12 protein-coding genes are annotated in these 12,872 nt (G+C 69.0%); 4 read left to right on the top strand and 8 right to left on the bottom strand.

The features are described from left to right. Positions 1 to 347 precede the first annotated feature (347 nt). Entirely contained in the window at positions 348 to 1,538 is a 1,191-nt protein-coding gene (locus KOI47_RS21720) for a DUF222 domain-containing protein (RefSeq protein ID WP_216206530.1), read from the top strand. Between the two features lie 6 nt (positions 1,539 to 1,544). Here the strand turns inward: KOI47_RS21720 and KOI47_RS21715 are convergent, their stop codons facing one another. Next, complete coding sequence (locus KOI47_RS21715; RefSeq protein WP_216206528.1) at positions 1,545 to 2,783, bottom strand: helix-turn-helix domain-containing protein; 1,239 nt, start codon at positions 2,781 to 2,783, stop codon at positions 1,545 to 1,547. Between the two features lie 410 nt (positions 2,784 to 3,193). Here KOI47_RS21715 and KOI47_RS21710 point away from each other — a divergent pair, with 410 nt between their 5' ends. Next, entirely contained in the window at positions 3,194 to 4,252 is a 1,059-nt protein-coding gene (locus KOI47_RS21710; RefSeq protein WP_216206525.1) for a hypothetical protein, read from the top strand. Between the two features lie 17 nt (positions 4,253 to 4,269). On the opposite strand, the gene KOI47_RS21705 is transcribed toward KOI47_RS21710, so the two are convergent. Together KOI47_RS21705 and KOI47_RS21700 are read right to left on the bottom strand one after the other, a co-directional pair. Further along, positions 4,270 to 4,641: an STAS domain-containing protein gene (locus KOI47_RS21705; protein WP_216206522.1), complete on the bottom strand. Its 372-nt coding sequence runs from the start codon at positions 4,639 to 4,641 to the stop codon at positions 4,270 to 4,272. A 104-nt stretch (positions 4,642 to 4,745) separates the two neighbouring features. Continuing rightward, a complete protein-coding gene (locus KOI47_RS21700) occupies positions 4,746 to 6,368 on the bottom strand; it encodes an alkaline phosphatase D family protein (RefSeq protein ID WP_216206519.1) in 1,623 nt (540 codons plus the stop codon). Between the two features lie 99 nt (positions 6,369 to 6,467). On the opposite strand from KOI47_RS21700, the gene KOI47_RS21695 reads away from it, so the two are divergent. Then, positions 6,468 to 7,301 carry a poly-gamma-glutamate hydrolase family protein gene (locus tag KOI47_RS21695; RefSeq protein ID WP_232376897.1) on the top strand — a complete coding sequence of 278 codons (834 nt, stop codon included), beginning with the start codon at positions 6,468 to 6,470 and terminating at the stop codon, positions 7,299 to 7,301. Between the two features lie 9 nt (positions 7,302 to 7,310). On the opposite strand, the gene KOI47_RS21690 is transcribed toward KOI47_RS21695, so the two are convergent. Next, the gene (locus KOI47_RS21690; protein ID WP_216206516.1) at positions 7,311 to 8,102 is read right to left on the bottom strand and encodes an inositol monophosphatase family protein; all 792 of its coding nucleotides are present in this window, start codon (positions 8,100 to 8,102) and stop codon (positions 7,311 to 7,313) included. Between the two features lie 136 nt (positions 8,103 to 8,238). Between KOI47_RS21690 and KOI47_RS21685 the strand changes: the two genes are divergently transcribed. Continuing rightward, positions 8,239 to 9,129, top strand: coding sequence for a bile acid:sodium symporter family protein (locus KOI47_RS21685; protein ID WP_216206512.1), 891 nt, complete (start codon positions 8,239 to 8,241; stop codon positions 9,127 to 9,129). Here KOI47_RS21685 and KOI47_RS21680 read toward each other — a convergent pair. The 4 genes from KOI47_RS21680 to KOI47_RS21665 form a co-directional block, all read right to left on the bottom strand. After that, complete coding sequence (locus KOI47_RS21680; RefSeq protein ID WP_216206509.1) at positions 9,126 to 9,653, bottom strand: hypothetical protein; 528 nt, start codon at positions 9,651 to 9,653, stop codon at positions 9,126 to 9,128. The genes KOI47_RS21685 and KOI47_RS21680 overlap by 4 nt on opposite strands. A gap of 91 nt (positions 9,654 to 9,744) precedes the next feature. Further along, complete coding sequence (locus KOI47_RS21675) at positions 9,745 to 10,323, bottom strand: cyclodeaminase/cyclohydrolase family protein (RefSeq protein WP_216206506.1); 579 nt, start codon at positions 10,321 to 10,323, stop codon at positions 9,745 to 9,747. Further along, positions 10,320 to 12,017, bottom strand: coding sequence for a formate--tetrahydrofolate ligase (locus KOI47_RS21670; protein WP_216206503.1), 1,698 nt, complete (start codon positions 12,015 to 12,017; stop codon positions 10,320 to 10,322). The genes KOI47_RS21675 and KOI47_RS21670 overlap by 4 nt, the downstream gene beginning before the upstream one ends. Beyond that, complete coding sequence (locus KOI47_RS21665) at positions 12,017 to 12,856, bottom strand: methylenetetrahydrofolate reductase (protein ID WP_216206500.1); 840 nt, start codon at positions 12,854 to 12,856, stop codon at positions 12,017 to 12,019. The genes KOI47_RS21670 and KOI47_RS21665 overlap by 1 nt, the downstream gene beginning before the upstream one ends. Positions 12,857 to 12,872: the final 16 nt, after the last annotated feature.

Here is a 12,872-nt window from a genome sequence, read left to right as displayed (position 1 = left end):
GGCGTGTTTGCTCTCCACGCGCGTGTGTTTGCCGTTCCCGCGCACGCGTTGGCTGTCCACGCGCATGCTTTGGCCGTTCCCGTACATCGTGTTGGCCGCTCAGGTAACCGTGTTGGCCGGTGACGAGTCTGTGGCTGGGTTTCAGGCACGCCTCCGGCGCGCCGCGGGGCACTGGCGCTGCACGCATCACCACTAGCAGGGCTGGTTGCTAGCGCCAGCACCCCACGGAACGGCACCCCGGGCCCGGCCTGGCATGCATTCTGTGTCGAACACGCATTCGAGTGAATATCAGCGGGTACACATTCACACGGGGAATTCTTGTCGGTCCCGTCGATACAATTATGGGTATGGACAGACACAGTTCTGATCCGCACACGGATCCCGCAGAAGACGCACTCACCACACTCGACCTATTGGAGGCCAACGAACGCGCCATCGCCCGGCTGGAGGCGCGGCGGGTGCTGCTGGTGGCCGACCTCGCCCACGACGGGGACGAACGGGTCTCGCTGGTGACCGAGATCGCCGGACGCCTCTACTGGACCCGGCACCGGGTGGAGGAAGCCCTGGCACTGGGGCAGCACCTCACCCGGTTACCGAACACCCTGGCCGCGTTCCGCGAGGGCCGGATTGATCAGGAGAAGGTGAAAGCAGTGGTCGAGCCCACCGCGGTCCTCACCGACCAACAAGCCCGCGACGTCGACCAGCGGATGAGCGACAAACTGGAACGTAAAGACCGCACCAGCCTGCGGCGGTCGGTGCGCTACCAGGTACTCGCGGTCGACCCCGACGGGGCGGCGCAGCGCACCCGGGCCCGGCGGGCACAACGATCCCTGGAACTCATCCATCAAGACGATGGGGTGTCCAGCCTCACGGCCGACCTCCCGACAGAGGTCGCCACGGCGATTTATGCGCGGTGTGACCGGGCCGCCCGACGGATGCGGAAAGAAGGGGACAGTCGCACGTTGGAGCAGTTGCGGGCGGACGTGTTCGCCGATTTGGCCCTCCGAGAAGACGGCACGACCCGGGCGCCGCGGACGGAGGTGTACCTCTACTTCGCCGCCAGCTCCCTACTCGGACTGGACGAGCAGCCCGGATACCTGGCCGGGCACGGGCACATCCCCGCGGCGTTGGCGCGGGAGCTGGCCACCCACCCCGACAGCGTCTGGCGACGGCTGTTGACCGACCCGGCCACCGGGCATCCCACCGACCTCGGACGCACGCGGTACCGGCCCCCGGCGGCACTGGATGAGTTCGTGCGGGTACGAGACCGGGAATGCCAGGGCATCGGGTGCCACCGGCCCTCGCAGCAGTGCCAGAACGACCACACGACGGACTGGGCCAAGGGCGGCACCACCCGGGAGGAGGAGCTGGTCGGGTACTGCGAGCGCGACCACCATCTGAAGGACCTGCCGGGGTGGAAGTACGAGGTGATCGACGGGGTGCCGACCATCACCACACCCCACGGAGACATCCACCAAAGCCCACGGGAGCCGCTGCACGAACCCCTCACCCCAGACAACGACAAACCACCCTTCTGAACTGGGTCAGCGGTGGCCGGTCGGGCTGCTGTCCTGCGCGGAGCGCAGCAGGGCGCGGGTGCGGAGCACGACCTCGGCCTCGAACCGGAAGGTGGGATCGGTGAGCCGGTCGCCGAGCAGTTCGTCCAGCTGGCGCAGCCGGTTGCGGGCCGTCTGCGGGTGGATCCCCAGGGTGGACGCGACTTCGGGAGCGCTGCGGCCCCAGGATGACAGCAGCGCCTCCAGCGTTTCCTCGAGCCGCTGTGCCTTTCCCGAGGCCAGGGTGGTCAGGCTGCCGAGCGTGCGCTCGGGCAGCACGTCGCCGATCTGGTCGTGGGCCAGCAACAACAAGGCGTTGCCGAGGTGCTCCGTGGCGCTTACCAGGCCGGTCAGGTCTACGAGTCCCCGCTTACCGAGTCGGAGCACCAGCCGGGCGCAGTTCATCGACAACCATGCCTTGCGCAAGGGCACCGTCGGGCCGAGTACGGCGACCCGGCCACGCAACGCCGCCGTCAGCTCGCCGAGCAGACCGGTGGTATCCGGTTCCGGTAACAGCAGGTGTAGCTCACCGCCGCGAGGCAGGACCAGCACCGAGTCGTCGAGCCCGGCGAGGAGAGAGGAGTCCCCGTTGGTCGGCTTCCGCATCGTCAGGCAGGCGATGTTCCTCGGCAACGTCCACTCTGCCTGTGCCGCAAGCGGTTCCAGCGAGAAGGCCGGATCGGGGTCGCGGTCCAGCAGCCGCTCGGCGAGGGCCCTGCGCTGCCGGGAACGCTGGCCCGTGCTCTGCGACTCCGCGTCGGCGAAGCCCTGCACGGACTCCTCCGCCAGGGCGTTGATGTGCGCCAGCACCGCCTCGCTCAGCAACAGCACGGTGTCCGTTGGCAGTGCGGCGGCCCGGGCGATCTCGACATAACGATGACAAGCCACCCGTGCGCCCACCCGGTAGGCGGCCTGCAACAGGTCCATGCTGCGGCCGGCGCGGAACTCCGTCCTGCCGAGGCCGCGGAAGAACACCACGTTCTCCCGCTGCGAGCCGTCCGGATTCTCGATCAGCTCCACGAACTGGTGCAGCGCCCTGCGCACGGCCGCGACCAGGTCGTGACCGAACGGGGAGTCCAGCGGCCTGCGATAGCCCCGGACCTGCTGCCGAATCACCTCAATCATTTCCAGCGCGATACTGTCCAGCCGCGGCCGCAGTACGGTCGCGACCTCGACGGGCAGGTCCCGCCAAGGCTGTCTGGCAAGAGATCTTCCGGACACCTGCATGATGCCTCTCCCTTGCGCCGGGCCGGAATTTGTCGTGTCGAGCAGGTTAAATTGTCAACGGATTGAGGTCAAAAATCCGCAGATTCGTCCGAAGTTGAGCGTGTGGCACCCACCGCTACGTGACATCTTCCGGAAGTTGTGGCTGGTAACGCGTCGATGGTCGGTGCGGCCAGGGCTGGCGCAGCGCCCCCGCCCCCCGGTTCGTTCAACTGTGTGTGCTCGCGCCGACGCACTCAGTAGCGAAGCGAAGTGAACGTTCAGATCGCTCAAGCATGACAGGCCGGTATACGAGACCATGAATGTTGGTGCTACTTGACCGGTTCAAGTCCGCTTGTGCTGTGGATGCGTTTATTCGACCGTAGTACTTTCCGTGCTCAGTGCGTTCATTGTTCTCCGGAAAGGAGTTTCGGATGCGAAGAAAAGCGCATTCCCGACGTCGTGTCGGTGCGGTGCTTACCGCGTTGCTGGCGGGAATGTTCGTGCTGGTCGCGCCGGGCACGGCGGGTGCGGATGTCCAGTCGGATCACCAGTACCAGCAGGACACGCTAGCCGGTGAGCCGCGGATCGTGCACAGCAAGGTCCTGCCGGACGGGTCCAAACAGACCACGGTGCGGATCGGGCCGGTGATCATGAAACCGCACGAGGACGGCGGGCACGACCATGGCGTCGGGCCGCTGCACGGGCCGGACGAGCCGATGCACGGTACGCATACGCTGGCGTTCGCGCCGCTGATACCGCCGTGTCTGAACTGCTACATCACCGGAATCCAGCCGGACCTCACCTATGCGGACGGCAGCCCTGCCAACTATCACAGTGGAGCGATGCTGCACCACGCGGTGTTCTTCGACAGGTCCAAAGCGGACGTTACCTGCCAGGGCAGCTGGGTCAGCCTGGCGGGCCGCCGGATCTTCGCCACCGGCAACGAGCGCACCGGCGGCAACCTGCCGGATGGCTATGGCGTGCGGTACGGCTTCCTGCCGTTGACCTACGTCATGCTCGAGCTGATGAACATGAAGAACGAGCAGCAGCAGGTGTTCTTCGAAGTGACCATGACACATGTTCCCGGCGACACCCCTGGGATGGAGGAGGTCACTCCGATCTGGCTGGATGCCGACAACTGCGGCATCTCCGAGCACAGTGTGCCCAAGGGCGAGTCACATACCAGGTGGGAGTGGAAGTCCACGATCGAAGGCACTTTCAAGGGCGCGGGCGGCCACGTTCACGATGGTGGCGAGGTGATCACACTGTCCAACTTGGATACAGGTGAGGATATCTGCGCCTCGCGGGCCGGCTACGGCACCGTCCCGGAGTATGAGGGTCACATCGAGTCGATGAGCACTTGCCTCGCCGAGGATCTCGGATCGGTGCGCAAGGGTGAGCGGCTCGGGCTGCACAGCGTCTATCATTCCAACTACCCGCAGGACGATGCGATGTCGATCATGATCGCGTTCGTCGACGAGGACGACTGAATCGCCGGACCCTCTGGTCAGTCGAACCGGCGAGCCCGCTCCAGTGCCTGCTGTAACGACGTGTGCACCGGAAGGCTGTCGCAGAACCCGAACAGTCGCAACGGACGCAGCACGGCGCGCTGGTTCGCCACCAGGCCCAGCCACGTCCGCCCGCTGGTCCGGTTCCTGGTGTCGGCGAGGATGGAAAGGCCGGTGCAGCCGAAGAACTCGACGCTGGACAGGTCGATGATCATCGCGGCCGGATCGGCGGCCAGTTCGCCGTCGATGGCCCGGCGGACGGTACCGGCGGTCGCCAGGTCGACGTCGCCATTGACATGGACGACTCCGATCCGGCCCCGCCGCCGGGCATCGACGGTAACGCAGACTTGTCGTTCGGTGAGTGGCGACATGGTTCGGCCCTCCTCGGCTCGACCAGGCCAGCCTATGGCAGCCGCCGTGAGGTCACGATGAAGTCGCATTACTATAACAGATCAACAAGTCTGCTTTGTGCTGGTCAGCCCACTGGGCCATCCACCGTACGTACCCGTTGCGACCCGTCCGCGGTGGCCATCGAGGTGCCGTAGCGCACACCCGAGGTGGGGCTGAGCCGGTCGTTCAGGTAGTACCAGTCCACCTGCACCCGCTCCGGGCTGACGTCCACTACCGAGTAGCCGTGCGAGTCCAGCTCGACGTACCCCAGATGCCAGTTGCGGGCGCGCAGCGCCGTCTCGGCGATCGGGGAGACCGTGCGCGGCGCGACCCTCAGGATGTCGTCGATGTTGTCACTGGTGACGGAGGTGGTGACGAACTCGGTGGCCGCGCTGTTGCGGTTCCACCAGTAGCTGGAGCGGTCCAGCGGGATGTCCGCGGCCCAGGAGGAGTGGATGTCGCCGGTGAGGAACACGGTGTTGCGGACCTTGTTGTCGTCCAGGTGCCCGAGCAGTTCCCGCCGGTCGGCGGTGTATCCGTCCCAGGCGTCGGCGTTGGCCGCCACACTGCCGACCGGCAGGCCGATCAGCTCGCCCAGTGCCTCCAGGAAGCGGGACTCGATATTGCTCAGCGAGATCGGGGTGATCATCACCGAGTTGCCGACCAGCTTCCAGCGCGCATCGGTCTCGGACAGCCCCGAGGTGAGCCAGGCCATCTGCGGGTCCCCGGTGATGGTGCGGCTCGGGTCGCCGGGATCGCCTGAGGACGGGGTCGTCTGCTTGGACCGGTAGGTTCGCAGGTCCAAGAGCGACAGTTCGGCGAGCCTGCCCCAGCGGAAGCGGCGGTAGATCCGGCCCTCCGGCCCCATCCGCACCGGCATCCACTCGAAATACGCCTGGTGCGCGGCCGCCTTACGCGCGGCCCACGGCCCCTCGTCCGGCTGGTGGTTCTCCGCGCCGCCGGACCAGGTGTCGTTGGCGTACTCGTGGTCGTCCCAGGTGATGAACCACGGCGCGGCGCGGTGCAGCGCCTGCAGGTCGGGGTCGCTCTTGTACTGCGCGTGCCGGCGCCGGTAGTCGGCGAGGCCGAGGATCTCGGTGGCGGGCTCGTGCGGCCGCACGGTGACCCCACGGGCCCCGTAGCCGCCCACCGGGTACTCGTAGAGGTAGTCGCCGACATGCAGCACCCCGTCCAGATCGGAGCGGGCGGCGAGGTGCCGGTAGGCGGAGAAGTACCCGGCCTGCCAGTTGGAGCAGGAGACCAAGCCGAGCCGCAGCCGAGCGACCTCGGCCCCGGTGGCGGGTGCGGTGCGGGTCCGGCCCGCGGGGGAGCGCACGCCGTCGAAGGTGAACCGGTAGTGGTACTCGGTACCCGGCCGGAGCCCGCCCGCCGCCACCTTCACGGTGTGGTCGCGTTCGGGGCCGGTGGTCGTGGTGCCTGCGGCGACTACGTTGCCGAAGCCGGGGTCGGTGGCCACCTCCCAGCGCAGCTCGACGGTGGGGCCCGCGCCGGAACCGGGGGTGGCGTCCGGGGTGGGGGTGACGCGGGTCCAGAGCAGGACGTTGTCCGGGAGCGGGTCACCGGAGGCGACCCCGTGCGCGAACTGCGGCGACGCGGCGTGCGCGGGGCCGGCCAGCGCCGCGGGCACGAGCAGTGCCCCGCCCGCGATGGCAGAAGTACGGAGGAAGGTACGTCGGTCGAAAGGCATGGTGGGAGTCACGTCCCGCAGTGATACATCGCGAACGTGAACGTCACACCCGCTGTTCGGATGAACTTCCCCGGAACTGACGGTGTTTACTGGTTGACTGTGCAGACCAACCGCAGGACCCTGCTCGGGATGATCACCGGTGTGCCGCTGCTGTTCGGCGGGCTGCCGACGGCCCGGGCCCAGCAGGCAGGCAGCGCGGACCGGTACGGCTCGAACACCGAGCTCTACGCGGACCCCAACCTGACCGAGGGCGTCGACTACGCCCGGCGCTACCGCAGGCACGCGATCCTGGACGACAGCGAGCCGGACACCGGTCCGGTGCCGAAAACCGTGGTCATCGCCGCGCACGGCGGCGGGATCGAGGGTGGCACCTCGGAGCTGTGCCTGGCGATCGCCGGTTACCACCCGGCCAGCCTCGAGCGGCAGCCTGCCGCTGGCCCGGTGCACGACTACTGGATGTTCGAGGGCGTGCGCGACGACGACAACGGCGAGCTGCACGTCACCAGCACGAACTGCGACGACCCGGTTGCCCTTTCCTGGTGTGGTGGGGCGCTGAACGCGATCAGCCTGCACGGCTGTACCCCGGCCGCCATCGACGAACCGCCGGAGCACGCTGCGGTGCTGGTGGGCGGGGCCGTGGACCGGCCGAACCCGCTGAAGCAGTCGCTGCTGGAACGGCTGGACGCCGCCGGTTTCGACACCAGGGACGCGGCCGGCTACCCGGAGCTCGGCGGCCGGTCGCCGCGGAACATCGTGAACCGCACCCTGCTCGGGATGGGCGGGCAGCTCGAGCTCACCACCCCGTTGCGCAGGTCGATGTTCGGCACCTACAGCAATTCCCGGCGCAAGCACACCACCACCGCGTCATTCTGGCGGTTCGCCGGGGCGGTGCGGCAGGCGATCGCGGCGGTGCAGGCAACCCAGCCCAGCTGAGCACCGCACTCACCGCACCAGTCCCAGCAGGCGCCCGTGCAGCCGCGGCGCCGCCGCCAGCATGGCGAAGTCCTGGCCAGCGCGTGCCTGCGGATCGCGATAGTCCAGCGGGGCGCCCGCGAAGTCCGAACACCGCACTCCCGCCTCCGTCAGCACGACCTGCGGCGCCACACAATCCCAGATCTGGCTGTGCCGGTGCAGGAAGGCGCCATATGCTCCGGTGGCCACCATGATCAGGTCAAAGACGCTGTTGCTCATCCGTAGCCCCTGGCAGTGTTCGGCGATCGCGGCGATCGTCGCGAGATCCCGGCGGGTGCGCGCCGGCTCGTCCAGGTCGATGCCGTAGGCGACCAGCGACTCGGACAGCTCCCCGCGGTGCGCCCGGGTCAGGGGCACGCCGTCGCGATGCGCCCCCGCGCCCCGCTCGGCGAGGTAGAGCTCGCCGAACGCGGGCAGCGCGACCCCGCCCGCCACTGGTGCGCCATCGCGCAGCACGCCGACCATCACCCCGTACAGCGGGCTGCCCGCCGCGAAGTTCGCCGTCCCGTCGATCGGGTCGACCACCCACACTGTGTCCGAGGTCCCGCCAAGCACCCCCGTCTCCTCCTCGACCACGCCGTCCGTGGGGAAGGCCGAACCGATGGCGCGCACGATCGCAGCCCCGATCGCGAGGTCGGCCTCGGTGACGACGTCCGCCCCGTTCGGGCCTTTACGGCCGGGCTCGACCCGGCCGAAGTAGTCCCGCGCGGTCGCCGCGCTCTCGGTCAGGACCTGCCCGAGGAACTCGGCGTGTCCGGTCATATCGGCAGGCACCTTCCCTTCCGCTCGCCTGTCGTCTCTCCGGATCATGCCCTGCCGGCCTGGACCGGCGCCCGCCGCGGTGTCAGGCTGATCCACACGATCCGGCCGGTCCGGGTCATCCGGCCGGGAGGTGCCCGTGGAGTCCTCGTTCGCCACGACCGTGCTGCTGCCGATCGCGCTGGCCGTGATCATGTTCGGGCTCGGCCTCTCGCTCACCCTCAAGGACTTCGCCAGGGTGCTGACGTATCCGCGAGCGGTGCTGGTGGCGCTGGGCTGCCAGACCATCCTGCTGCCCGCCGCCTGCTTCGGCATGGTGCATCTGCTTGGGCTGGCCCCGGAGCTGGCGGTCGGGATGATGCTGCTCGCGGCCTCGCCTGGCGGGACGACGGCCAACCTGTTCAGCCATCTCGCGCACGGGGACGTCGCGCTGAACATCACCCTGACCGCGGTCAACTCGGTACTCGCGGTGGTCACCCTTCCGGTGGTGGTGAACCTGTCCCTGGACTACTTCCTCGGCGACGGCGCCGCCATCGGGCTGCAGTTCGACAAGACGCTCCAGGTGTTCGCGATCGTGCTGATCCCGGTCGCGCTCGGCCTCCTCGCCCGCAGCAGGGCGCCGGGCCTGGCGACCAGGGCGGAGCGGCCGGTCAAGCTGCTGTCGGTACTGTTCCTGGTCGCCACCATCGCGGCCGCGGTGTTCCAGGAGCGCGCCAACATTGCCGGGTACCTTGCCGATGTCGGGGTGGCCGCGGTGCTGTTCAGCGTGCTCTCCATCGCGGTGGGGTATCTCGCGCCCCGCCTGCTGCGGGTCGATGTGCGCCAGTCCATCGCGGCGGCGATGGAGATCGGTATCCACAACAGCGTGCTGGCCATCACCGTGGCGCTCAGCCCGGTGTTGCTGAACAACCCGCGGATCGCGATCCCGGCCGCGGTCTACGGGGTGGTCATGTTCGGCACCGCGGGCGCCTTCGGCTACCTGATCAGCAGACGGGTCCGGGCGCCGGCACCGCGGCCGGGACCCGGTTAGCAGCCCTTGCCGGGCAGTTCCAGCCCGAAGTCATCGACCACGCCGTCGAAGACGACGAACCGGTAGGCCGCCTCCGGATTTCCGGGGACCGGAGTCGTGTAGAGGAAGTCGAACATGTCGTCCTGCTTCAGGTACGGGTATGCCGCCAGCAACCGCTGGAAGCTGTGCCCGCGCCGGATGTGTTCCGGGGTGCGCATCTTGCTGGTGCCCCCGATGACGTACACCCCGTCGGTCTCGGAGATGAATATCCCGCTGCTCCGCGGCATCGTCCCCTCGCTGGGAACAAAGTAGTAGAAGCTGCACTCGCCGTGGTCCTCCCCATCGGTCAGCAGCCCGGTGGCCACCGCGTCCTGTTCGGACATGCCCAGCTTCAGCGACTTGTACCCATCCGGGCCGAGCACCCTGGCGTGCCCGTCGCCCGTGGTGGCGGCCGCCCCGGCGGCCGAAGCCGGGCCCGCCGCCAGGCCCAGCCCCGCCACCAGGGCCAACACCGCCACCAGTGCTCTCGATCCGATTCTTCGCATGCTCGTCTCCCCTGCGCTGCCGGAGTGTGCTCGGTAGCCCCCGCTGCCGAGGAGACGGTTCGGCGGGCCGGGAGGTTGCCACCCGGCCTGCTCATCCGATGGGGCAGGACTGCACCAGATGCGCGGAACGGTCCGCGGAGGTAGCGGCCGCCTCGGCTTCCGCGGCCGCCTCGTCGTCTATCCCCGCGGCGCGCAGGTTGGTGCGGACCAGTACCGCGGCGCTGCGCGCGGCGGAGGCGGCGAGGTTGGCCGCGGTGACCGCATCCGCCCGGACCACCGGGTTGCCCTGTGCCACGAGCAGTGCGGCCAGGGAGGCCACCTCGGCGGCGAGGTGCGCCACGCGCAGGGGCGGCTGGGCTGCCGCCACCAGTGCGTCCCTGATCACCTTGCTGCGCCCAGGGCAGTCCGGATCCAGCCGTTGTGCCGCGCCCACCGCCCGGTAGGCCGTGGTATCCGCCTCGATCAGCATGGCAGAACGCTCGTGCAGCGCGTTCGCCAGCCTGGCGAGGTCGGCGGAGTCCTCCAGGGTCCGGGACACCCCGGCGGACATGGCGACCAGCCCGGCCGCGGCGGCCACGGTCAGCGCGCAGACGCTGCCACCGGTGCTGGACGGGTTCGGTGCTGCCACCTCGGCGAGATAGTCCCGCAGGGGACGATCGAGGGTACTCAACTCAACCCCACCACCTGACCGTGCGCGTCGATGTCGATGTGTTCGGCCGCGGGCGAGGAACCCAGGCCGGGCATGGTCCGCATGTCCCCGCAGATCGGGTACACGAACCCGGCTCCGGCAGAGGCCCTGACCTCGCGTACCGGCAGCGTCCAGCCGGTCGGCGCACCGACCAGCGCGGGATCGGAGCTCAGCGAGAGGTGCGTTTTGGCGATGCACACCGGCAGCCGCCCGAAACCACAGGCCTCGTAGTCGGCAATCGCCCTGGCCGCCGCGGGCTGGAAGGACACGCCGGCCGCGCCGTACACCCGGGTGGCCACCGTCTCGATCTTGGTGCGGAGGTCCATCTCGTCCGGGTACAGCGGCCGGAACCGGCTGGGCTCCTCCGCCGCCTCCAGCACCGCCTCGGCAAGGTCCAGCGCGCCCTTGCCGCCCTCGCCGAAGTGGTTGCTGACCGCCACCTTCGCCCCTTCGGCCTCGGCGAACTCGCGGATCGCCTGGTGCTCGCTGGGGTGGTCGGTGGGGAAGGCGTTGATCGCCACCACCGGGGAAACCCCGTGCAGCCGGATGTTCTCGATCTGCTTGCGCAGGTTGGCCGCGCCGGCGAGTACGTCCTCGGGGTTCTCCGCGAGCAGCCGCTCGGGCAGGGGTTTTCCGGCGACCACCTTGTACCGGCCCGAATGCGCCTTGAGCGCGCGCACGGTGGCCACCAGCACCGCGGCGTCCGGGACGAGCCCGGAGTTGCGGCACTTGATGTTGAAGAACCGTTCGGCGCCCATGTCCGCACCGAACCCGGCCTCGGTCACCACGACATCCGCGGCCCTTGTGGCGATCTGATCGGCCACAATGGACGAGTTGCCGTGCGCGATGTTGCCGAACGGCCCCGCGTGCACCAGCACCGGTGTGTTCTCGGTGGTCTGCATCAGGTTCGGCTTGATGGCCTCCCGCATGATCACCGTCATCGCGCCGGCCACCCCGAGCTCCTCCGCGGTCACCGGCGAACCCGAGCGGGTGTAGCCGACCACGATCCGGCCCAGCCTGGCCCGCATATCGTGCAGCGAGGTGGACAGCGCCAGCACTGCCATCACCTCGCTGGCCGCGGTGATGTCGAAGCCGGACTGGCGGGGCTGCCCGTCCGCCCTGGTGCCGAGGCCGGTGATCACGTTGCGCAGGTCCCTGTCGTTCACGTCCAGCACCCGGCGCCAGGTCACCCGATGCGGGTCGAGGCCCAGCTTGTTGCCCTTGTGCAGATGGTTGTCCACCACCGCGGCGAGCAGGTTGTGCGCCGCGGTCACCGCATGCATGTCCCCGGTGAGGTGCAGGTTGAGCGACTCCATGGGCACGACCTGGCTGTACCCGCCGCCCGCCGCCCCGCCCTTGATCCCGAAGGTGGGGCCCATGGAGGGCTGCCGGATCGCGATGGCCGAGCGCTGACCGAGGTGTCGCAGCGCCATGCCGAGGCCGACCGTGGTGGTGGTCTTGCCCTCACCGAGCGGGGTCGGCGTGATCGCGGTGACCACGACGTACTTCGCCCGTGGCCGCTCGGGCAGCTCGGCAAGCACCTCCAGCGGGATCTTCGCCACCTGCCTGCCGTAGGGCTCGAGCAGGTGCGCGCCGATCCCGAGCTCGCCCGCGATCTCCTCGAGCGGCTTCAGCGTGGTGGACCGGGAGATGTCCAGATCCGATGGCATGGTCATTACGCCGGAACCTCCTGGAGTCGAACGGAAAGCTCGTCCCGAAATCGCTGGGTCCGCGCGATCTCGTTGAAGGTGAAGAAATGCCAGCCCGCGATCCCGTACTCCGGGTCGGCCAGCACGGGGGCCAGCTCCCGGCAGGTTCCCTCCGGGGTGTAGCGGGTGAGCAGCTTGCCGACCATGCCGTGTTGCTTGCGCAGGAACCGCAGCGATTCCCCGATCCCGATCTTCATCGAGATCCGCATCAGTTTGGCGCCGTCGACCACGCCAGGTACTCCGATGTAGACCGGCAGGCCGATCCCACGGGCCCGCAGGTCGCGGATCCAGGACTCGGTGACCAGCGAGTCGAAGCAGATCTGCGATACCAGGTAGTCGGCGTAGCCCGCCTTGGCGGTCAGGGCGGCGGCGACCTCAGCGTCCGGGATGAACGCGTGCCGCTCCGGGTAGCCGCCGACACCGATGCGCGCGGGGCGGCGGCCCAGCTCGGCCATGGCCCGCAGCAGCCCGAGCGAGTCGGCGAACTCCCCGGCCGGGGTGGGGGAGTCCCCGGCGATCACGAAGGCCTCGGACAGCCCGCTGTCGGTCATCCGGTCGAGCAGGTCCGCAAGGTGGGCCGCGTCCAGGATCGACCTGGCCGCCAGGTGCGGGACGGCGTGGTAGCCCGCCGCCCGCAGTTGTCCGGCGAGCTCCAGTGTGGCCGCCATGCCCTTCGCGGGAGAGGAGGTCACGGTCACCGTCGTCCCCGCGGGAAGGTGCTCGACCCGCTCTGTGACACCGCGCAGCGGCAGCACCTCGAAGCGGGCACCGGTCAGGCTGCGCCGGAGTGCGTCGTTGGTGTTCATGGGCGCATCACACCCT

The organism is Amycolatopsis aidingensis (assembly GCF_018885265.1).
GTDB lineage: Bacteria > Actinomycetota > Actinomycetes > Mycobacteriales > Pseudonocardiaceae > Amycolatopsis > Amycolatopsis aidingensis.
Note: the sequence above shows the minus strand (reverse complement) of the source record. Positions and strands in the feature narration are given on the sequence as shown.

Bases quoted from the DNA above. Each gene is read 5' to 3' on its own strand.
- KOI47_RS21665 (WP_216206500.1), bottom strand. From the start codon at position 12,856: ATGAACACCAACGACGCACTCCGGCGCAGCCTGACCGGTGCCCGCTTC.
- KOI47_RS21715 (WP_216206528.1), bottom strand. From the start codon at position 2,783: ATGCAGGTGTCCGGAAGATCTCTTGCCAGACAGCCTTGGCGGGACCTG.
- KOI47_RS21680 (WP_216206509.1), bottom strand. From the start codon at position 9,653: ATGCGAAGAATCGGATCGAGAGCACTGGTGGCGGTGTTGGCCCTGGTG.
- KOI47_RS21690 (WP_216206516.1), bottom strand. From the start codon at position 8,102: ATGACCGGACACGCCGAGTTCCTCGGGCAGGTCCTGACCGAGAGCGCG.
- KOI47_RS21720 (WP_216206530.1), top strand. From the start codon at position 348: ATGGACAGACACAGTTCTGATCCGCACACGGATCCCGCAGAAGACGCA.
- KOI47_RS21705 (WP_216206522.1), bottom strand. From the start codon at position 4,641: ATGTCGCCACTCACCGAACGACAAGTCTGCGTTACCGTCGATGCCCGG.
- KOI47_RS21710 (WP_216206525.1), top strand. From the start codon at position 3,194: ATGCGAAGAAAAGCGCATTCCCGACGTCGTGTCGGTGCGGTGCTTACC.
- KOI47_RS21700 (WP_216206519.1), bottom strand. From the start codon at position 6,368: ATGCCTTTCGACCGACGTACCTTCCTCCGTACTTCTGCCATCGCGGGC.
- KOI47_RS21670 (WP_216206503.1), bottom strand. From the start codon at position 12,017: ATGACCATGCCATCGGATCTGGACATCTCCCGGTCCACCACGCTGAAG.